We start from the raw sequence: 19,753 nt of genomic DNA, 5'->3' as shown, positions 1-19,753 counted from the left end.
TCTCGTCGGGTCGGTCCGGGTCCGCCCCGGGGCCGGGGCTGACCGTGCGCCACGTCCCGCCCCCGGGCCGGGGAGGGGCGTCCTCACCGATCCTTCCCCGGGACGTCGAGCTCGTCCAGGGCGGCCTGGTAGGCCTCGTGGTAGGTGGGGAACTGGGCGACCTGGTCCCGCAGCACCGCGAGCGGCAGCCGCGTGCGGATGGCCAGGGACGCCTGGTGGATCCACTCGCCGGCCATCGGGCCCACCGCCCACGCCCCGATCAGCACGTCCCGGTCCGCGTCGGCGAGCAGCCCCAGGTGTCCTCGCGGGTCCTGCTCGTAGGTCCAGGGCCGGGCCAGGGACTGCGCCAGGTCCAGCTCCACGGCCGCCGTGCGGATCCCGGCCTGCGCCGCCTGCTCGGCGGTCAGCCCGGCGGCGGCGACCTCGGGGTCGGCGAACACCACCCGCGGGATGCCCTCGTAGCCGGCCGGGCGCGGGCGGCCGAGGACGGCGTCGGAGACGATCCGCCCCTGGTACTTGGCCACGTGGGTGAACGGCATGACGCCCGTGACGTCGCCGATCGCCCACAGGTTCGGGGCGGCGCGGCAGTGCTCGTCCACGAGCACCTCGCCGTGCTCGCCCAGCCGCGCCCCGGCGTCCTCGCAGCCGAGGCCCTGGGTGCGGGGCCGGCGGCCGGTGCCGAAGATCACGACGTCGGCCGCGACCTCGGTCCCGTCGTCGAGGGCCAGGACGCTGTCCTCCCCCGCGCGCCGCGCCGCGGTGGCGGAGGTCTCCAGGCGGACGTCCACCCCGGCCTCGGCCAGGTACCCGCGCAGGAGCTCGCCGACCCGCGGCTCCTCCCGCCCCATGAGGCGGGGGCCCCGGTGGACGAGCGTGACCTCGACCCCGAAGCCGGCCAGGAACGTGGCCGTCTCCACCCCGACCGCGCCGCCGCCGACGACCACCGCGCGCCCCGGCAGCTCGCGGGTGGTGTAGGTCTCCCGGTTCGTCCAGGCGGTGATCTCCTCGAGTCCCTCGATCGGCGGGACGACGGCCTCGGAGCCCGTGGCGAGGACGACGTGCTCGGCGGTGATCTCCCGCTCGCCCACCCGGATCCGTCCCGGCCCGGTGAGGCGGGCCTCTCCCCGGATCACGGTCGCCCCCTGGCCGGTGTAGCTCTCGGCCTGGGCGGAGTCGTCCAGTCCCCGGGCCATGACGTCGCGGTACTCCCGGGCCCGGGCCCAGTCCGGGTCCGCCCCGGAGATCCCGGCGGCCCTCCGGGCCTCGGTGCGGACCTCCGCCGGCCGCAGCACCGTCTTGGAGGGCACGCACGCCCAGTAGGCGCACTCCCCGCCGATCAGCTCCCGCTCCAGGACCGCGACCCGCCGGCCGGCCGCGATCAGGCGACCGGCCGCGACCTCACCGCCGGGGCCCATGCCCACCACCGCCACGTCGAAGTGCTCGCTCATTCCCGTGCCTCCTCCTCTGCCCGGCATCGCTGCCTCCGTGCTCCCGTTCCTGCCGGCCCGGCCTCCGGGCCGGCAGGTCTCGACCCAGTCTGCACCGTCCCCGCACGGCGGGGCGGGACCGGTGCCGGGCGGGGTGCGACGGCGCCGGGCCGGCCGGGACGGGACCGGGGCAGGGCCGGGCAGGCCGGGACGGAACCGGGGCGGGGGCAGGCTGGGGCCGGGCCTGCCCGGGCCGGGTGCGCCGGGGAGCGGCAGCTCAGCGGGGCGGGCGGGAGGCCTCCACCGAGGCCACGAACTCCCGGGCCAGCGCCACCAGCTCCTCGGTCCGCTCGATCTGCGGCATGTGGCCGGTCTCCGGGAGGACGTGCAGCCGGGCCTGCGGCAGGGCCGCGGCCGCGGCCTCCGCGTGGTGGGCGGGCAGCACGGCGTCCTCCTCGCCCCACACCACGAGCACGGGCAGCCCCGACGCCCGCACCCGCTCCAGGAGGGCCCGCCGCCACCCCGGGAGCACCCCGACCACCGGCAGCCCGATGCTGCGGTAGGTGCCCAGGAACGTGGCCCGGAAGTCCGGCTGGGAGCCCACCAGCGCCGCGTGCCGGAGCCGCTCCGGAGTGGCCAGGGCGGGGTCGAAGAAGCAGTCCTGGTGGGAGCGCACCGCGGCCGCCCTCGCCAGGGGCCGGAACCGGGGGCCCACCACCGGCATCCGCGACAGGGCGGCCCACACCATGGGCAGCGGGGAGACGTTGGCCTCCCGGCCGAACCCGGCGCTGCCGGCGAGCAGCAGCCCCGCGACCCGCTCGGGGTGCTCGGCGGCCACCGTCATGGCCACGGCGCCGCCCAGGGAGTTGCCCATGAGGTGCACCGGCCGGTGCTCCCCGAGGGCGTCGAGCACGCCGACCACGGCGCGGGCGAACGTCCCGAGCCCCGGCTTCTCCGCGCCGGCGGGGGTGAGCCCGAAGCCGGGGAGGTCCGTGCTGAGCACCCGGTGGTCCCGCGCGAGCAGCTCGTGGGCGTCCGTCCAGTCCTCCAGGGACCGGCCGATGCCGTGCAGCAGCACGACCGGCGGGGCCTCCGCGGGACCCGAGAGGCGGATGCGCACGGGGCGGCCGGCGACCTCCACCGTCGTCGTGGCGTGCGGCGACGCGGCGGGGACGTCCACGGCGGGCACCTGCGCGCCGTGGACGTCCGGAGCGCGGTGCGCGGCGTGCCGGTCGGTCATGCGCGGGCCTCCTGCGGGCGGGCGCCGCGGCGGGCCGCGGTGCGGGGGACGAGGTCGAGGGTCCGGGACAGCGGGGTGCGCAGGGTGGTCGCGGAGTCCAGCAGGTAGTTCTGCCGCACCCGCCACGGGTGCCGGTCGCCCTGGCGCGGGAAGGCGCCGATCGCGCGCCGGACGTAGCCCGAGCTCAGGTCGAGCAGCGGGTGCTCGGCCATGTCCCGGCGCGCGCGCGGCACCACGGCCCCCGCGTCGTGGCGCCGCAGGTGCCGCAGCACCTTGCACACGAGCCGGTGGGTGAGGTCGGCGCGCAGGGTCCAGGACGCGTTGGTGTAGCCGATGCACAGCGCGAAGTTCGGCACGCCGGTGAGCATCGCGCCGTTCCACACGAACCGTTCGGACAGCTCCACCGGCGTCCCGTCCACGGTCAGGGCGATCCCGCCGAACGGGATCAGCCGCAGGCCCGTGGCGGTGACCACGAGGTCGGCGTCGAGGACCCGGCCGCTGCTCAGCCGGACGCCCTCGGGCACGAACGTGTCGACCGTGTCGGTGACCACCTCCGCCCGCCCCGTCCGCAGGGCCTTGAACAGGTCCGCGTTCGGCACCGCGCACAGCCGCTGGTCCCACGGGTCGTAGGACGGGGTGAAGTGCTCGGCCACGAGCTCCTCCGAGCCGAGCGCGCGGGCGGCGCGCGACGTGAAGAACCGCCGGGCCGCGGCCGGGCGGCGCCGGCAGAACTGGTACACGGCCGTGCTGAACAGGATGTTCTTGGCGCGGATGATCCGGTGGGCGGGGCCCGCGGGCAGGACCCGGCGCAGCGCGTCCGCCCGCCTGTCCCGGCCGGGCACGGCGCTGATCCACGTGGGGGAGCGCTGCAGCATCGTCACGCTCGCGGCCTCGGCGGCCATGGCCGGCACCAGGGTCACCGCGGTGGCGCCGCTGCCGACCACCAGCACGCGCCGGCCGGCCCAGTCCAGGTCCTCGGGCCAGAACTGCGGGTGCACCACCCGGCCCCGGAAGTCCTCCAGGCCGGGCAGGGCGGGGTCGTGGCCGCGGTCGTAGTCGTAGTAGCCGGCGCACGAGTACAGGAACGAGCACGTCATGGTGCGCCGGTGCACGGCCCCGTCCTCGCCCCGGACCTCGAGGCCGAGGGTCCAGCGCTGCTCGGCGCCGGACCAGTCGGCCGAGACCACTCTGGTGCGGAGGCGGAGGTGACGGCCGATGCCGAACTCCTCCGCCGTCTCGTGGATGTACGCGAGGATCGACGGGCCGTCGGCGATGGACCGCGCGTCCCGCCACGGCTTGAACGCGTAGCCGAGCGTGAACATGTCGGAGTCGGAGCGCACGCCCGGATAGCGGAACAGGTCCCAGGTCCCGCCCAGGTCGTCCCGGGCCTCGAGCACGGCGTAGGACAGCTCGGGGCACTCGGTCTGCAGGCGGCAGGCAGCGCCGACACCGGACAGGCCCGCCCCCACGACGACGACGTCCCGGTGGTCGGTCCCCGCGGACGGCGTGCCGGGGACCTCTTCGGGGGAGTCGCCGGAGATCGTGCCGGGGGTCCCGTCGGGGAGCTCACCGGGCGGTGTGCTGGTGGTGGAGGGTGCTGGCATGGGTCCAGGATCACCCGCGGACCCGGGAGAAGACTTGACGTGGTGCGACAGGTGCTTGACCCTGGGCGACATGACGGTCATCCGGTCCGCGGGTCTGCGGGGCTTCCGCGCCGCGGTCGCGGAGCTCGGCGGCAGCGCCGAGGCCCTGGCCGACGCCGCCGGCCTGCCGCGGGCCGCCCTGGACACCGACGACCTCCTGGTGCCGGAGCGGGCCGTGGGGCGGGTGCTCGAGACGGCCGCCCGGGAACTGGGCTGCCCCGACCTGGGGCTGCGGGTGGCCGCCCGCCAGGACCCGGGCGTGCTCGGTCCGCTCGCGCTCGCCGCCCGGCACTCCGAGACGGTGCGCGACGCCCTGGAGTGCACCTCCCGCTACCTCTTCGTCCACGCCCCGTCCCTCGATCTGGCGCTGGTGCCGGACCCCTACGGCGCCCGCGGGGTGACCGCGGTGCGCTACGGCGCGGCCGCCGGGGACCCCGGCCGCGGCAGCCCGCAGGGCACCGACCTCGGCCTGGGGCTGCTGCACCGGGCCCTGAGCTCCCTCGTGGGCGGGAGCTACGGGCTGCGCACCGTGGAGCTGGCCCACCGGCCCTCGGCGCCGCTGCGGGCCTACGAGCGCTTCTTCGGGGCGCCCGTGCGCACCGGCCGCCCCGAGGTCCTGCTGCGGATCCCCACGAGCACGCTCGCCCGGCCGCTGCACGGGGACGCCGGGGTCCGGCAGGTGGCGCTGGCCTTCCTCGACACCCAGCTCCCCGGGTCCGGCTCCGCGTGGGCGCCCCGCGTCCGGGGCGTGCTGGTGCAGCTGCTCGGCACCACGGCCCCGGAGATCGGGGCCGTGGCCCGGGTGCTGGAGCTCCACCCCCGCACCCTGCAGCGCCGGCTGGCCGAGGAGGGCACCACGTTCGGCGCCGTCCTCGACGAGGCGCGGCGCAGCGCGGCCCTGCGCTGGCTCACCACCACCGACGTCCCCCTCGGCCGGATCGCCGGGCTGGTGGGGCTCTCGGAGTCCTCGGCCCTCACCCGCTGCGCCCGCCGCTGGTGGGGCGTGCCGCCACGGACCGTGCGCCGCGAGGGCGTCCCGGCCGGCTGACCGTGTCGCCGCGCGTCAACTTCCTGTCGCGGCAGGTCAAGCGGCCACGGCGGCGCGGGCCGCACACTGGAGTCCGGAGCCCGATCCACGACCCCAGGAGCAGACCGTGTCCGCACCCTTCCGTTTCCCCGGCGCCACCGCGGTGCTGACCGGCGCCGCCTCCGGCATCGGCGAGCAGCTGGCCCGCGGCCTCGCCGCCCGCGGCACCCACCTGGTGCTCCTCGACCGGGACGCCGCCGGGCTCGAGTCCGTCGCCGGGGCGATCCGCGCGGAGCACCCGCGGCTGCCGGTGCGCGCGGTCGTCGCCGACCTGGCCGATCTGGGCGCGCTGCCGCGGGTGGCCGGGCGGATCCGGGCCGAGTACCCGCGGATCGACCTGCTGGTCAACAACGCGGGGGTGGGCCTGGGCGGGTCCTTCGAGCAGGTCTCCGCCGAGGAGTTCGACTGGCTCATGGACATCAACTTCCGGGCGCCCGTGGTGCTCACCCGCGAGCTGCTGCCGGCCCTGCTCGCCGCCCCCGGCAGCCACCTCGTCAACCTCTCCAGCCTGTTCGGCCTCATCGCCCCGCCGGGGCAGGTCGCCTACTCCGCGAGCAAGTTCGCCCTCCGCGGCTTCACCGAGGGCCTGCGCCACGAGCTGGCCGGCCGGGTGGGGGTCACCGTGGTCCACCCCGGAGGGGTCCGGACCCGGATCGCCGAGACGGCCCGCATCCCGGCCGCCGTGCCCGAGGAGCGTGCCCGGAAGGACCGGGCGGAGTTCGCCGCGCTGCTGAGCTATCCGGCCGAGCGGGCGGCCGCGGACATCCTCGGGGCCGTGGAGCGGCGCCGGGGCCGGCTGGTCGTGGCCCCCAGCGCGGTGCTGCCGGACCTCGTGGCGCGGCTGCTGCCGGGCTCCTACTGGCCCGTCCTGCGGCACGCGCCGCGGCTCCTGCAGCGCCTTCCCGGGCGGCGGCGCCGGGCCTAGGCTGGGCGCATGAGCAGCACGCTGTCCGCCGTCGTCGTCGACTGCCGCGACCCCGACGCCCTCGCCCGCTTCTGGTGCGCCGCCCTGGACTACGTGGTCCACGGGGAGGCCGAGGGCTACGTGGGGATCGTGCCCGCCGGGGGCGGCGGCCCGCACCTGGACTTCGTGCTCGTCGCCGAGCCGCGCACGGTCAAGAACCGGCTGCACCTGGACCTGCGGGCCGTGGGCACCGGCCAGGACGCGGAGGTCGCGCGCCTCGAGTCCCTCGGTGCCCGCCGCGTGGACGTGGGCCAGGGCCCGGAGGTGACCTGGGTGGTGCTGGCTGACCCGGAGGGCAACGAGTTCTGCGTGCTCTCCGACCACGAGGACGGGTGAGCGCTCAGCCGGGCACACCGTCCACGTAGTACCACCGGCCGTCCTGGCGGCGGAACCGCGAGTTCTCCCGCTGGGCGCCCCGGGAGCCGTCCGCGGCGCGCCAGTGGGCGGTGAAGTCCACCCACCCATCGTCCTCGAAGGGGCCGCCGCCCGCGGTGCCGTGCACGTCCAGCCGGGTCCAGCGCAGCGCGGGGTCCAGGCCCACGGCCGGCGGCCGGGTGTCCGGGTGCCACGTGGCCAGCAGGTAGGCCTCGTCGCCCGCGGCGAAGGCGCTGAACCGGGAGCGCATGAGCAGCTCCGCCGTGGGCGCCGGCCGGCCGCCGTGGAACCGGCCGCAGCACGCCCCGTAGGTCTCCCCGGTGCCGCAGGGGCAGCGGGCGTCGTCGTCGATCATGCCCCGATCCTCCCCCACCCCACCCCGAATGCCGAGGTTGCCCGTGACGGCCACCGGAGCGCGTCCGGTGGCCGTCACGTGCCACCTCGCGGGAAAGGTGAGGGGAGGGGGAGGGGAGGGAGTCAGGGCATCCAGCCTTCCACCACGCCCTTGCCGAAGAAGACCACGAAGGCCGCCGCCACGACATACATCAGCGGGTGGACCTCCTTGCCGCGGCCCTGCACGAGGCGGATGAAGACGTAGGAGACGAAGCCCGCGCCGATGCCGTCCGCGATCGAGTAGGTGAACGGCATGACGGCGAACGTCAGGAACGAGGGCACGGACAGGCCCCAGTCGTCCCACTCGATGCGCACGACCTGCTTGGCCATGAGGAAGCCGACCACCACCATGGCCGGGGCCACGGCCTCGAAGGGCACCACGTTGACCAGCGGGGTGATGAACATCGCGAGCAGGAACAGCGCGCCGGTGACCACGTTGGCCAGGCCGGTGCGGGCGCCGTCGGCGATGCCGGTGGAGGACTCCACGAAGATCTGGTTCGAGGACACCGAGCCCGCGCCGCCCGCGATCGCCCCCGCGGCGTCCACCAGCAGGATCTTGTCCACGTTCTGGATCTGCCCGTTGCGGCCCACCAGGCCGGCCTGCTGGGAGAGCCCCACCATGGTGCCCATCGCGTCGAAGAAGATCGAGAGCAGGATCGTGAAGATCAGCAGCGCGGCGGCGAGGGCCCCGAGGCTCTGGAAGGCCTCGAGCGGGGCGGCCGAGCCCACGAGGGACAGGTCGGGCAGCGCCACGAACGAGGTGGGAGCGGCGGGCACGACGAGGGCCCACCCGGTGGGGGCGTCCACCGAGGACCCGGACGGCACGACCGCCTCGAGCACGTGGGCGAGGATCGTGGTGGCGACCACGGCGATCAGGATGGCGCCACGGACGTTGCGGACGATGAGGGCCACGGTCAGGAGCAGGCCCACCACGAACGTCAGCATGGGCCAGCCCAGCAGCGTCCCGCCGTTCCCGAGCTGCACGGGCACGGTGGTGCCGGCGGCGTCCGGGATGCGGCGCACGAACCCGGCGTTCACGAATCCGATCAGCGCGATGAACAGGCCGATGCCCACCACGATGGCGGTCTTCAGGGACGCCGGCACGGCGTTGAACACGGCGGTGCGGAAGCCGGTGAGCACCAGGACGAACATGATCAGCCCGGCCCACACCACCAGGCCCATCACCTGGGGCCACGTCAGCTCCGGGGTGGTCACGATCGTCACCGCGAGGAACGCGTTGACGCCCAGACCGGTGGCGATCGCGAAGGGCGCCCGGGCCACGACGCCCATCAGGATGGTCAGCACACCGGCGACGAGCGCCGTCACGGCGGCGACGCGCTCCCCGCCCAGGACGTTGCCGGCGCCGTCCGGGCCGTAGCCGAGGATCAGCGGGTTGAGCACCACGATGTAGCTCATCGCGATGAACGTCGCCACGCCGCCGCGGACCTCGCTCGTCACCGTGGAGCCGCGCTCGCTGATCTTGAAGAAGCGGTCCAGGCCGTTGCGCGGCGGGCCGGAGGAAGTCTCCGTGGAGACGGAAGCGGAGGATGCCATGGTGGTCCTTCAGGCACTCGACGGGAGGGAGCGCGACTGCACGAGGCGCGCTCCCGGGCTGACGGCGGCGCCGTTGCCACCGGGACGACCCTACCCGTCCGCGTCCGGGCCCGTCCCGTCCGGGCGGGACGGGCCCGGATCGGATTGCACATTTCGATCCCCGTGTCCACCCCCGTGTCCCGGAACGACGGTTCGTGGCGGTTTGTGACGACGGGCGTGACTGTCCCCCGGCGCGCGCGAACAATCGATGCCATGACACAGACGACGCGCGCGCCCCGCGCTGCCCGGAAGCCGAAGCCCGAGGGGCAGTGGAAGGTCGACGGCCGGGACCCCCTGAACCCCAACGAGGTCTTCAAGCAGGCCGACGACGGGCTCAACGTGCGCACCCGGATCGAGGAGGTCTACTCGAAGCACGGCTTCGCCTCCATCGACCCGCAGGACCTGCACGGGCGCTTCCGCTGGTGGGGCCTCTACACCCAGCGCAGGCCGGGCATCGACGGCGGGAAGACCGGCTCGCTGTCCGACGCCGAGATCGAGGACGAGTACTTCATGATGCGCGTCCGGCTCGACGGCGGGGCGCTCACCCGCGAGCAGCTGCGGGTGCTCGGGCAGATCTCCGCGGACTTCGCGCGGGACTCGGCCGACATCACGGACCGCCAGAACATCCAGTACCACTGGATCCGGGTCGAGGACGTCCCGGAGATCTGGCGCCGGCTCGAGGACGCGGGCCTGGACACGACCGAGGCCTGCGGGGACGTGCCGCGCGTGATCCTGGGCTCCCCGCTCGCCGGGATCGCCGCGGACGAGATCATCGACCCCACCCCGGTGATCGAGCGGATCAAGTCCACCTGGATCGGCTCCCCGGAGTTCTCCAACCTGCCGCGCAAGTACAAGACCGCGATCACCGGCCACCCGTCCCTGGACGTGGTGCACGAGATCAACGACTGCGCGTTCGTGGGCGTGGTCCACCCCGAGCTCGGCCCCGGCTACGACCTGTGGGTCGGCGGGGCGCTGTCCGTGGTCCCGTTCCTCGGCAAGCGCCTGGGCGCCTTCGTGACCGAGGAGCAGGCCCCGGAGGTGTGGAAGGGCGTCACCAGCATCTTCCGCGACTACGGCTACCGGCGGCTGCGCAACCGTGCCCGGCTGAAGTTCCTGGTCCAGGACTGGGGGCCGGAGAAGTTCCGGCAGGTGCTCCAGGACGAGTACCTGGGCTACGAGCTCGCGGACGGCCCCGCACCGGAGAAGGCGGCCACCCCGGGCGACCACATCGGCGTGCACCGGCAGAAGGACGGCCGGTTCTACATCGGAGTGGCCCCGCGCGTGGGCCGGGTCTCCGGGGCGAAGCTGCTCGCCCTGGCCGAGCTGATGGCGAAGTACGGCTCCGACCGGCTGCGCACCACCCCGCACCAGAAGCTCGTGCTCCTCGACATCGAGGAGGCCGACGTCGAGAGCGTCGTGGCCGACCTCGACGCCCTGGACCTGCAGGCGCGGCCCTCCGCGTTCCGCCGCGCGACCGTGGCGTGCACCGGCATCGAGTACTGCAAGCTCGCGATCGTGGAGACCAAGCAGGCCGCCTCGGACACCATCGACGAGCTCGAGCGGCGGCTGGCCGGCGTGGAGCTGCCCCACCCCATCTCGATGCACGTCAACGGCTGCCCGAACTCCTGCGCCCGGATCCAGACCGCGGACATCGGGCTCAAGGGCCAGCTGCTGCCCACCGAGGACGGCGGGCAGAAGCCCGGCTACCAGGTGCACCTGGGCGGCGGGCTCGCGGCCGACGACCGCGCCGAGGCCGGGGTGGGCCGCACCGTGCGCGGGCTGAAGGTGTTCCAGGACGACCTCGCCGACTACGTCGAGGGCCTGGTCCGCCGCTTCCTGGCCCAGCGCACCGACGACGAGAGCTTCGCCGAGTGGACCCACCGGGTCGAGGAGAGTGAACTGGCATGACCGGCACCGACACGGGCACCCGCCCCGCCCTGCGGGACGAGCAGCAGCTGCGCGACCTCGCGGCCGCCGGCGCCGCCGCGCTGCACGCCGAGCTCGACGCCGAGGGGAAGGTCCCGGCCGAGGGGGAGGCCTCCACGGAGGAGGCGATCCGCTGGGTCGCGGAGAACTTCGACCTGCGCAACGTCACCGTGGCCTGCTCGATGGCCGACGCCGTGCTCCCGGCCCTGGTCGCCGAGCAGCTGCCCGGCGTGGACGTGCTCTTCCTCGAGACCGGCTACCACTTCCCGGAGACCATCGGCACCCGGGACGCGGTGGCGCACATGCTCGACATCACCGTGGTGGACGCCCTGCCGGAGCTCACCGTGGCCGAGCAGGACGAGAAGCACGGCAAGGACCTCTTCGCACGGGACCCCGGCCTGTGCTGCGCGATCCGGAAGGTGGCGCCGCTGAAGAAGTCCCTCGAGGGCTACGAGGTGTGGTTCACCGGCGTGCGCCGGGACGAGTCCTGGACCCGCACCAACGCCCCGATGGTGACCTTCGACGAGACCCACAAGCTCGTCAAGGTCAACCCCATGGTGCGCTGGACCCTCGACGAGCTGGTCCAGTGGTCGCAGGACCACGGGGTGCCCACCAACCCCCTGATGGCGGAGGGCTACCTCTCCATCGGCTGCGCCCCCTGCACGCGGCCCACCGCCCCGGGCGAGGACCCGCGCGCGGGCCGTTGGGCGGGCCAGGACAAGATCGAGTGCGGTATCCACCTGTGAGCGCACCCACGACGACGGAGGCGAACGTGACCACCCCCACCACCGCCCCGGCCTCCGCGGAGGCCGGCGTGCACAGCAGCCTCGACGCGCTCGAGGCCGAGTCCATCCACATCCTGCGGGAGGTCGTGGCGGAGTTCGACCGCCCGGCCATGCTCTTCTCCGGCGGCAAGGACTCGGTGGTCATGCTGCACCTGGCCGCCAAGGCCTTCTGGCCCGGCCGGATCCCGTTCCCCGTGCTGCACGTGGACACCGGGCACAACTTCCCGGAGGTCCTGGACTTCCGGGACCGCACCGTGGAGCGGCTCGGCCTGCGGCTGGTCGTGGCGAGCGTGCAGGACTACCTCGACGACGGCCGGCTGCTCGAGCGCGCCGACGGCACCCGCAACCCGCTGCAGACCCTCCCGCTGCTGGACGCCATCGCGGAGCACAGGTTCGACGCCGTGTTCGGCGGCGGCCGCCGCGACGAGGACAAGGCCCGGGCGAAGGAGCGGATCCTGTCCCTGCGCGACGAGTTCGGGCAGTGGGACCCGCGCAACCAGCGTCCCGAGCTGTGGAACCTGTACAACGGCCGGCACACCCCCGGCCAGCACGTGCGGGCGTTCCCCATCAGCAACTGGACCGAGCTGGACATCTGGCGCTACATCGAGCGCGAGAACATCGAGCTGCCGCCCATCTACTACGCCCATGAGCGGGACGTCTTCCGCCGGGACGGGATGTGGATGGCCGTGGGCGAGTTCTCGGCGCCGGCGGAGACCGAGTCCGTGGAGCGGCAGACCGTGCGCTACCGCACCGTGGGGGACATGTCCTGCACCGGCGCCGTGCTCTCCGGGGCGCGCACCGTGGCCGACGTGGTGGCCGAGGTCGCCGTGTCCACGCTCACCGAGCGCGGGGCCACCCGCGCGGACGACAGGATCTCCGAGGCCGCCATGGAGGACCGCAAGAAGGACGGGTACTTCTAGACATGACTTCCCCCAGCACCGTGACCGGGTCCGCCCCCGCGGCCGAGCACGTCCCCACCATCGACCCCGGGTCGCTGTTCCGCTTCGCGACCGCCGGCTCCGTCGACGACGGCAAGTCCACCCTGGTGGGCCGGCTGCTCCACGACGCCAAGGCGATCCTCGCCGACCAGCTCGAGGCCGTGGGCCGCACCTCCGCGGAGCGCGGCTTCGGCGGCGGCACGGGCCGGCTCGACCTCGCCCTGCTCACCGACGGCCTGCGCGCCGAGCGGGAGCAGGGGATCACCATCGACGTGGCCTACCGCTACTTCGCCACGGACCGCCGCTCCTTCATCCTCGCCGACTGCCCCGGGCACGTGCAGTACACGAAGAACACGGTCACGGGCGCCTCGACGGCCGACGCCGTCGTGCTGCTCGTGGACGCCCGGCACGGCGTGGTGGAGCAGACCCGCCGGCACCTGGCCGTCGTGTCGCTGCTGCGCGTGCCGCACGTGGTGGTCGCGGTGAACAAGATCGACCTCGTCGACTACGACCAGGAGGTCTTCGACCGGGTCGCCGCGGACGCCACCGCGGTGGCCGCCCGGCTGGGGGTGGAGGACGTGCACGTGGTGCCGGTCTCCGCCCTCGAGGGCGACAACGTGGTGGAGCCCTCCGCCCTGACCCCGTGGTACTCCGGGCGGCCGCTGCTGCGGGTGCTCGAGGAGCTGCCCACGGTCGACGAGTCCGGCCGCGGCACCGCGCGCCCCTTCCGCTTCCCCGTCCAGTACGTCATCCGCCCGCAGGGCGGGACGGCGCCGGGCGCGGACGCCGAGGCGCTGCGGGACTACCGGGGCTACGCCGGCCAGATCGCCTCGGGCACCGTGGCGGTCGGGGACGAGGTCGTGGTCCTGCCCGCGGGCCGGCGCACCACGGTCACGGGGATCGACGTGGCGGGCACCGCGCCCGCCCCCGGGGCGCCCCTGCCCGGCGAGCAGCTGACGGAGGCCGCGGCGCCGCTGTCCGTGACCCTGCGGCTGGCCGACGACATCGACATCGCCCGCGGCGACCTCGTGGCGAGCGCCGACGCGGAGCTGCCGGAACCCGTCCAGGACCTCGTCGCCTCCGTGGCGTGGCTCGGCGAGCGGCCCCTGCAGCCCCGCGCCCGCGTGCTCGTCAAGCACGGCGCGGCCACGGTCCAGGCCATGGTGCAGGAGCTCGAGGGGCGGCTGGACCTCGAGGAGCTCGTGCTCCGGGACGCCGCGACCCTCGAGCTCAACGACATCGGGCGGGTCCGGCTCCGGTTGGCGTCCCCGCTGCCCGTCGACCCCTACGACCGGCTGCGGCGCACCGGCGCCTTCCTGGTCGTCGACCCGGCCACGGGCAACACGCTCGCCGCCGGGCTCGTGCGGGACGCCTGAGGTGGGCCGGCAGCAGCCGCTGGACCTCGCCACGGTGACGGCGGGCGACGGCGGGCGTCCCGCCGCGTCCCGCCGCCGCCCCGGCTGGCCGCTGGTGCTGACCGCCCTCGCGCTCCTGACCGCCCTCACCGCCGCCGCCACCTGGCTGCGCGCCGACGGCACCTTCGCGGCCTGGGAGCAGGCCGCGGTCGAGACCTCCGACGCCGGGCAGCTGCGCCTGGGCTACTTCGGCAACCTCACGCACGGGCCCGCCCTGGTGGGGCTGCAGGAGGACCACTTCGCCCAGGAGCTGGGCGGCACCGAGCTCTCCACCCAGGTGTTCACCAGCGGCCCCACCGCCGTGGAGGCCATGAACGCCGGGACCCTGGACGCGGCCTTCGTGGGTCCCAGCCCGGCGATCAACTCCTACGCGCAGTCCGGCGGGGAGTCCCTGCGGATCGTCGCGGGCGCGGCCTCCGGCGGCGCCCAGTTCGTGGTGACCGGCGACGTCGCCGGTCCGGACGACCTCGCCGGGCGCACGCTGGCGACCCCCGAGTTCGGGGGCACCCAGGACGTGGCCCTGCGCACGTGGCTGGCCGAGCACGACTACGGCGTGGACGGCGACGGCCCCCGCGCCGCCGCCATCACGCCCATGCCCAGCGGCCAGGCGCTGCAGATGCTGCGCCAGGGCCAGATCGACGGCGGCTGGCTGCCGCAGCCGTGGGCCACCCGCGCCGTCCAGGAGGAGGGCGCCCGCGTCCTCGTGGACGAGCGGGACCTGTGGGAGGACGGCCGGTTCCCGACCACGGTGCTCGTGGTCCGCCAGGACTACCTGGAGCGGCACCCCGGGACCGTGGAGCGGCTCGTGCGCGGGCTCGAGCGCTCCGTGGAGTGGCTCGAGGCCCACGAGGACGACCCCGTCACGGTGGCGGACACGCTCAACGCCGGACTCGTGGAGGCCGGCACGGAGGCCCTGCCGCAGACCACGGTGCTGGACGCCCTGCAGAGCCTCGAGTGGACGCTGGACCCGCTCACCGGGACCTATCCGGCCCTGCTCGCCGACGGCGTCGCGGCCGGCACCACCCAGGACGCCTCGCTCGAGGGGCTCGTGGACGAGCGGTTCCTGGCGCGGGTGCGCCCGTCCGCCGCGGCCGGGGAGGGCTCACCGTGACGGCGATCCGGCTCGAGGGCCTGAGCAAGAGCTTCGGCCCTGCGGACGGTCCCGTCCTGGAGGACGTGGACCTGGAGGTGGAGCGCGGCCAGTTCGTGGCGCTGCTCGGCGCCTCCGGGTGCGGCAAGTCGACCCTGCTCAACATCGTGGCCGGGCTCGAGGAGCCCACCGGCGGCTCCGTGACGGTCCCGGCCGAGGGGGCGGCCCTGATGTTCCAGGACGCCGCGCTCTTCCCGTGGCTGAGCGCGCGCCGCAACGTGGAGCTGGCCCTCGAGCTGCGCGGCATGCCGCGGGCCGAGCGCCCGGATCGGGCCCGCGAGCTGCTCGAGCTCGTGCGGCTCGGCCACGCCTGGGACAAGCGCCCGCACGAGCTCTCCGGCGGCATGCGCCAGCGCGTGGCCCTGGCCCGGGCGCTCGCCCAGGAGCGGGAGGTGCTGCTCATGGACGAGCCGTTCTCCGCGCTGGACGCCATCACCCGGGACCTGCTGCACGAGGAGCTGCTGCGGATCTGGCGGGCCACCGACCGCACGATCGTGTTCATCACGCACAACGTCGGCGAGGCCGTGCGCCTGGGCCAGCGGGTGCTGCTGATGTCCTCCCGGCCGGGACGGATCGTCCAGGAGTGGGACACCCGCCCCTGGAAGGACCCCGACGCCTACGGCTTCGAGGGCAACGCCCAGTCCCTCGACGACACGCTCGGGGAACTGACCCGCACGATCACCGCACGACTCCGGGAGGAGATCAGCCGCCATGCCGCCTGAGACCGCTGCACCCGCCGTCCCGGCCCGCGCCGCCGCGGCCCGCCCCGCCGCGCCCGCCGCGGCACCGGCGGGGGCCCGCCCGGCCCCCGCGGCCGACGAGCTCGCGGGGCTCGACGCCCTGCAGACCGAGCGCACCCGCCGCACCTCGGGGGCCGAGGTGCTGCGGACCAAGGTGGCCCCGCCCCTCGTGGCGCTGCTGTTCGCCCTGCTGCTGTGGCAGCTGCTCGTCGCCGTCCTGGGTCCCCGCCCGGACGTGGTGCCGGGCCCGCTCGACGTCGCCCGCCAGGTCGGCGTGCTGCTCTCCGACGGCACGGTGCTGGGCGCCCTGGGCACGAGCCTGTGGCGCGGGGTCAGCGGATTCCTGATCGCGGTGGCCGTCGCCACCCCGCTGGGCCTGCTGGTGGCGCAGTGGCAGGGGCTGCGCAACGCCGTGGGCCCGCTCATCTCGGGGCTTCAGGTGCTGCCCTCCGTGGCGTGGGTGCCCGCGGCGATCATCTGGTTCGGGCTCTCCGACGCCACCGTGTACTTCGTGGTGCTCATGGGCGCGGTCCCCTCCATCGTCAACGGGATGCTCGCCGGCGTGGACCAGATCCCGCCGCAGCTGCGGCGCGCCGGGCACGTGCTCGGGGCCTCCGGCTGGACGATGGCCAGCAGGGTCGTGCTGCCCGCGGCGCTGCCCGGCTACGTGGCCGGCCTGAAACAGGGCTGGGCGTTCTCGTGGCGCTCGCTCATGGGCGCCGAGCTCATCGCGATCGGCGGCTCCATCGGCTTCGGCCTGGGCTCCCTGCTCGCCCAGGGCCGGACCGTGTCGAACATGGCGGTGGTGATGGTCGCCGTCCTCGCGATCCTCGCCGTCGGCATCCTCGTGGAGCTGCTCTTCTTCAACCCCGTGGAACGGCGCCTCCTGCGCGGGAGAGGGCTGCTCGGCCACCGGCCGTGAGCCCGCTCACCCAGGAGAATCTGCGCCGGATTCACTACCCTTGAACCCGATCCACGATGCGCGCGGTGACCGCCGCGCGCGCAATCGAAAGGAAGCCACGTGGCTGACACCACCACCCGCCCCCTGCGCGTCGCCGTGATCGGCGCCGGCCCGGCCGGCATCTACGCAGCGGACATGCTGACCAAGTCCGAGCCCGTGCAGAGCGGGGAGCTCGAGGTCAGCATCGACCTGTTCGACCGCTACCCGACCCCGTTCGGCCTGATCCGCTACGGCGTGGCCCCCGACCACCCCCGCATCAAGGGCATCATCACCGCGCTGCGCGCGATCCTGGGCCGCGGCGACATCCGCTTCTTCGGCAACGTGGAGTTCGGCCGCGACCTGACCCTGGCCGACTTCGGCGCCCACTACGACGCCGTGATCTTCGCGACCGGAGCCGTCTACGACGCCCCGCTGAACATCCCCGGCAACGACCTCTCGGGCGTGCACGGCGCGGCCGAGTTCGTGGCGTGGTACGACGGCCACCCGGACTTCCCGCGCACCTGGCCGCTCGAGGCCCGCGAGATCGCGGTCATCGGCAACGGCAACGTGGCCCTGGACGTCGCCCGGGTGCTCTCCAAGCACGCCGACGACATGCTCGTCACCGAGATCCCCGGCAACGTCTACCAGGGCCTCAAGGCGTCCCCGGTCACGGACGTGCACATCTTCGGCCGCCGCGGCCCCGCCCAGGTGAAGTTCACCCCGCTCGAGCTGCGCGAGCTCGCCAAGTCGCGCGACGTCGACATCGTGGTCTACGACGAGGACTTCGTGTACGACGAGGGCTCCGAGCAGGCGATCGCGGAGAACAACCAGGTCAAGGTCATGGTCAAGACCCTCGAGAAGTGGCGGGCCGACGACTCCCCGAAGACCGCCTCCCGGCGGCTGCACCTGCACTTCCTGCAGAGCCCGCGCGAGGTCCTCGGGGAGGACGGGCGGGTCACGGGCCTGCGGATGGAGCGCACGCGGCTCAACGGCGACGGCTCCGTGTCCGGGACCGGCGAGCACGTCGACTACCCCGTGCAGGCCGTCTACCACGCGGTCGGCTACCTCGGCTCCCGGCTGCCCGAGCTGCCGTTCGACGACGGCCGCGGCGTGATCCCCAACGCGGAGGGCCGCGTCCTCGCCGAGGACGGCACGGTGCTGCACGGCCTCTACGCGACCGGGTGGATCAAGCGCGGTCCCGTCGGGCTGATCGGCGCCACCAAGTCCGACGCCCTCGAGACGGTCACCCACCTCCTCGAGGACCGTGCCGTGCTCCCCGGCGCCACCCGCCCCGACCCCGAGTCCGTCAACGACGTGCTCGAGGCCCGCGGCGTGGAGTACACCACCTGGGAGGGGTGGCTGGCCCTCGACGAGTACGAGCAGGGCCTCGGCCAGTCCTCCCACGACGCCGAGGGCAACCCGCGCGAGCGCGTGAAGGTGGTCGAGCGCGAGGAGATGGTCAGCGTCTCCCGCGAGGGCGTGACGGAGCCGGTGTCCTCGCCCGTCTGACCCGCCGCCGCAGCAGGCCGGGGGGCCGCGTCCGAGCCGGGCGCGGCCCCTCGCCGTGTCCCCGGGGCGGTTCCCCCGGGGCGGTTCCGCCGGGACAGGCCCCTCGACGGCCCGCCAGGGGCAGCCCCTCTTGACGGCCCGCCGGGGACGGCCCTTGTCGACGGTCCTGCGGGGACGGCGCCCCCGGGGGGGGTGCCGGGACTACACGCCCAGCAGTCCGCGGACGTGGTCGTTGAGGAACACCCCGTCCGGGTCGACCTGCGCCCGGACGTCCAGGAAGTCCTGGAACCGCGGGTACACCGCGTGCAGGTACTCCGCGTCCCGGGTGTGCACGCTGCCCCAGTGCGGGCGGCCGCCGTGGTCCACGAAGATCTCCTCCGCCGCCGCGAAGACCTTCGGGTCGTAGCGCCGCCAGTACTGCCGCAGCGCGATCCAGCCGGTCTCGCGGCCGTGGGCGGGGGAGAGCCAGGCGTCCTCCGCCGCGGAGCAGCGCACGTCCACCGGCAGCGAGAACGAGTAGTCGCGGCGCTCGATGAGCGTCTGCAGCTCCCGGAAGGCCGCGACGAGCTCCTCGGCCGGCAGGGCGTACTCGGAGGAGACGAACCGGGTCCGGCGCGGCACCGTGAACACCCGGAACGACAGGTCGCTGTACTGCCGCGGGCTGTTGGTGAAGGCGTCGAGGCGGTTCATCCCCGGCGTGGACCGCGGCAGGACGGTGGCCAGCTGGTTCAGCCCCGCGGTGAGGGTGTTGCGCAGCAGGGCGTCGTCGAGCCGGCGCACGGTTCGGGCCACGGGGGAGCCGGGCCGGGTGTAGGAGTCCGGGAGCTTGTGCAGGCGCGTCAGGATCCGGGTCTGGGCGGTGGCGGTGCCGGGCGTCCAGAAGAACTCGAAGTGGTCGGCCCCGGCCATCCGGCTCCCCAGGGTGTCCACGAGCTGACCAAGGGGCTCCTTGAGCTCCGCCGCGTGCAGCCGGAACGCCGGCTCGCACTCCAGGGTCACCCCGGCGATGATCCCCACCGCACCGAGCCCCACCCGCGCGGCCTGGAACAGCTCGGGTCGCTGCTCGGCCGAGCACTCCACCAGCTCACCGCCGGACGTGACCAGGCTCAGGGCGACCACCTGCTGGGACAGGGACCCGAAGGCCAGGCCGGTGCCGTGGGTGCCGGTCGAGACGGCGCCGGCCACCGTCTGCCAGTCGTTGTCCGGCAGGTTGGCCAGCGCCAGGCCGTGGGCGTCCAGCTCCTGGTTCAGGGTGCGGATCGTGGTGCCCGCCAGGACCGTCACCCGGCGGTTCTCCCGGTCCACGGCCGGCAGGCCGGACAGCCCGGAGAGGTCGACCATGACGTCGGGGGCGAGGGGCAGCGCCGAGAAGCTGCACCCGGATCCCACGGCGCGCACCCCCAGGCCGCGGCGCACGGCGGCGGCGACGCCGTCCGCGAGCTCGGGGACCGAGCCGGGGCGCAGCACGTGCCGGGGGGTGACGGAGTGCGTCCGGCCCCACGTGGCCCACTCTCGCGTGCCGGTCTCGCCGGGCAGGGCGCCGGGCAGTGGGACCTCGTTCATCGGCGGGACCGTCCTTCCTCGCAGACAGGTGCACAGTGCGCCCTCATCCTCTCATCCCGGAGGGC

At 74.7% G+C, this 19,753-nt stretch carries 17 protein-coding genes; 11 read left to right on the top strand and 6 right to left on the bottom strand.

Translation table 11 applies throughout. The features are described from left to right. Positions 1 to 83: 83 nt before the first annotated feature. From QYM41_RS01785 to QYM41_RS01775, 3 genes are all read right to left on the bottom strand, one after another. Positions 84 to 1,448, bottom strand: a complete 1,365-nt coding sequence (locus QYM41_RS01785; RefSeq protein WP_368798014.1) for a dihydrolipoyl dehydrogenase family protein — start codon at positions 1,446 to 1,448, stop codon at positions 84 to 86. Positions 1,449 to 1,704: 256 nt separating this feature from the next. Next, complete coding sequence (locus QYM41_RS01780) at positions 1,705 to 2,667, bottom strand: alpha/beta fold hydrolase (RefSeq protein WP_368798013.1); 963 nt, start codon at positions 2,665 to 2,667, stop codon at positions 1,705 to 1,707. Then, entirely contained in the window at positions 2,664 to 4,271 is a 1,608-nt protein-coding gene (locus tag QYM41_RS01775) for a flavin-containing monooxygenase (protein WP_368798012.1), read from the bottom strand. The genes QYM41_RS01780 and QYM41_RS01775 overlap by 4 nt, the downstream gene beginning before the upstream one ends. A 70-nt stretch (positions 4,272 to 4,341) precedes the next feature. Between QYM41_RS01775 and QYM41_RS01770 the strand changes: the two genes are divergently transcribed. The 3 genes from QYM41_RS01770 (at position 4,342) to QYM41_RS01760 (ending at position 6,697) form a co-directional block, all read left to right on the top strand. After that, complete coding sequence (locus tag QYM41_RS01770; RefSeq protein WP_368798011.1) at positions 4,342 to 5,358, top strand: AraC family transcriptional regulator; 1,017 nt, start codon at positions 4,342 to 4,344, stop codon at positions 5,356 to 5,358. 106 nt (positions 5,359 to 5,464) lie between these two features. Continuing rightward, complete coding sequence (locus QYM41_RS01765; RefSeq protein WP_368798010.1) at positions 5,465 to 6,322, top strand: SDR family NAD(P)-dependent oxidoreductase; 858 nt, start codon at positions 5,465 to 5,467, stop codon at positions 6,320 to 6,322. Between the two features lie 9 nt (positions 6,323 to 6,331). Further along, positions 6,332 to 6,697, top strand: coding sequence for a VOC family protein (locus QYM41_RS01760; RefSeq protein WP_368798009.1), 366 nt, complete (start codon positions 6,332 to 6,334; stop codon positions 6,695 to 6,697). 4 nt (positions 6,698 to 6,701) lie between these two features. Here the strand turns inward: QYM41_RS01760 and QYM41_RS01755 are convergent, their stop codons facing one another. Together QYM41_RS01755 and QYM41_RS01750 are read right to left on the bottom strand one after the other, a co-directional pair. After that, positions 6,702 to 7,091 (bottom strand): YchJ family protein, encoded by a 390-nt coding sequence (locus QYM41_RS01755; RefSeq protein WP_368798008.1) that lies wholly within the window; start codon positions 7,089 to 7,091, stop codon positions 6,702 to 6,704. Between the two features lie 122 nt (positions 7,092 to 7,213). Continuing rightward, positions 7,214 to 8,683, bottom strand: a complete 1,470-nt coding sequence (locus QYM41_RS01750) for an NCS2 family permease (RefSeq protein ID WP_368798007.1) — start codon at positions 8,681 to 8,683, stop codon at positions 7,214 to 7,216. 252 nt (positions 8,684 to 8,935) lie between these two features. On the opposite strand from QYM41_RS01750, the gene QYM41_RS01745 reads away from it, so the two are divergent. From QYM41_RS01745 to QYM41_RS01710, 8 genes are all read left to right on the top strand, one after another. Then, entirely contained in the window at positions 8,936 to 10,630 is a 1,695-nt protein-coding gene (locus QYM41_RS01745) for a nitrite/sulfite reductase (protein ID WP_368798006.1), read from the top strand. Then, on the top strand, positions 10,627 to 11,394 hold the full coding sequence (locus QYM41_RS01740) for a phosphoadenylyl-sulfate reductase (RefSeq protein WP_368798005.1): 768 nt from the start codon (positions 10,627 to 10,629) through the stop codon (positions 11,392 to 11,394). Before QYM41_RS01745 ends, QYM41_RS01740 begins: the two co-directional genes overlap by 4 nt. 26 nt (positions 11,395 to 11,420) lie before the next feature. After that, on the top strand, positions 11,421 to 12,353 hold the full coding sequence (gene cysD, locus QYM41_RS01735) for a sulfate adenylyltransferase subunit CysD (RefSeq protein WP_368798004.1): 933 nt from the start codon (positions 11,421 to 11,423) through the stop codon (positions 12,351 to 12,353). A gap of 2 nt (positions 12,354 to 12,355) precedes the next feature. Beyond that, positions 12,356 to 13,747, top strand: coding sequence for a sulfate adenylyltransferase subunit 1 (locus QYM41_RS01730; RefSeq protein WP_368798003.1), 1,392 nt, complete (start codon positions 12,356 to 12,358; stop codon positions 13,745 to 13,747). A gap of 1 nt (position 13,748) precedes the next feature. Then, a complete protein-coding gene (locus QYM41_RS01725; RefSeq protein WP_368798002.1) occupies positions 13,749 to 14,897 on the top strand; it encodes an ABC transporter substrate-binding protein in 1,149 nt (382 codons plus the stop codon). After that, positions 14,894 to 15,658 carry an ABC transporter ATP-binding protein gene (locus QYM41_RS01720; RefSeq protein ID WP_438612531.1) on the top strand — a complete coding sequence of 255 codons (765 nt, stop codon included), beginning with the start codon at positions 14,894 to 14,896 and terminating at the stop codon, positions 15,656 to 15,658. The genes QYM41_RS01725 and QYM41_RS01720 overlap by 4 nt, the downstream gene beginning before the upstream one ends. Continuing rightward, on the top strand, positions 15,648 to 16,598 hold the full coding sequence (locus QYM41_RS01715) for an ABC transporter permease (protein WP_368798001.1): 951 nt from the start codon (positions 15,648 to 15,650) through the stop codon (positions 16,596 to 16,598). The genes QYM41_RS01720 and QYM41_RS01715 overlap by 11 nt, the downstream gene beginning before the upstream one ends. A 99-nt stretch (positions 16,599 to 16,697) precedes the next feature. After that, positions 16,698 to 18,125, top strand: a complete 1,428-nt coding sequence (locus tag QYM41_RS01710) for an FAD-dependent oxidoreductase (RefSeq protein WP_368798000.1) — start codon at positions 16,698 to 16,700, stop codon at positions 18,123 to 18,125. A gap of 201 nt (positions 18,126 to 18,326) precedes the next feature. Here the strand turns inward: QYM41_RS01710 and QYM41_RS01705 are convergent, their stop codons facing one another. Beyond that, complete coding sequence (locus tag QYM41_RS01705; protein ID WP_368797999.1) at positions 18,327 to 19,688, bottom strand: D-arabinono-1,4-lactone oxidase; 1,362 nt, start codon at positions 19,686 to 19,688, stop codon at positions 18,327 to 18,329. Positions 19,689 to 19,753 lie beyond the last annotated feature (65 nt).

Origin of the sequence: Kocuria oxytropis, assembly GCF_040981195.1 — a bacterium.
GTDB lineage: Bacteria > Actinomycetota > Actinomycetes > Actinomycetales > Micrococcaceae > Kocuria > Kocuria oxytropis.
Note: the sequence above shows the minus strand (reverse complement) of the source record. Positions and strands in the feature narration are given on the sequence as shown.

Excerpts from the sequence above, each read along its gene's own strand:
- QYM41_RS01785 (WP_368798014.1), bottom strand. The coding sequence starts at position 1,448 with ATGAGCGAGCACTTCGACGTGGCGGTGGTGGGCATGGGCCCCGGCGGT.
- QYM41_RS01780 (WP_368798013.1), bottom strand. The coding sequence starts at position 2,667 with ATGACCGACCGGCACGCCGCGCACCGCGCTCCGGACGTCCACGGCGCG.
- QYM41_RS01775 (WP_368798012.1), bottom strand. The coding sequence starts at position 4,271 with ATGCCAGCACCCTCCACCACCAGCACACCGCCCGGTGAGCTCCCCGAC.
- QYM41_RS01770 (WP_368798011.1), top strand. The coding sequence starts at position 4,342 with ATGACGGTCATCCGGTCCGCGGGTCTGCGGGGCTTCCGCGCCGCGGTC.
- QYM41_RS01760 (WP_368798009.1), top strand. The coding sequence starts at position 6,332 with ATGAGCAGCACGCTGTCCGCCGTCGTCGTCGACTGCCGCGACCCCGAC.
- QYM41_RS01755 (WP_368798008.1), bottom strand. The coding sequence starts at position 7,091 with ATGATCGACGACGACGCCCGCTGCCCCTGCGGCACCGGGGAGACCTAC.
- QYM41_RS01750 (WP_368798007.1), bottom strand. The coding sequence starts at position 8,683 with ATGGCATCCTCCGCTTCCGTCTCCACGGAGACTTCCTCCGGCCCGCCG.
- QYM41_RS01745 (WP_368798006.1), top strand. The coding sequence starts at position 8,936 with ATGACACAGACGACGCGCGCGCCCCGCGCTGCCCGGAAGCCGAAGCCC.
- QYM41_RS01740 (WP_368798005.1), top strand. The coding sequence starts at position 10,627 with ATGACCGGCACCGACACGGGCACCCGCCCCGCCCTGCGGGACGAGCAG.
- QYM41_RS01730 (WP_368798003.1), top strand. The coding sequence starts at position 12,356 with ATGACTTCCCCCAGCACCGTGACCGGGTCCGCCCCCGCGGCCGAGCAC.
- QYM41_RS01715 (WP_368798001.1), top strand. The coding sequence starts at position 15,648 with ATGCCGCCTGAGACCGCTGCACCCGCCGTCCCGGCCCGCGCCGCCGCG.
- QYM41_RS01705 (WP_368797999.1), bottom strand. The coding sequence starts at position 19,688 with ATGAACGAGGTCCCACTGCCCGGCGCCCTGCCCGGCGAGACCGGCACG.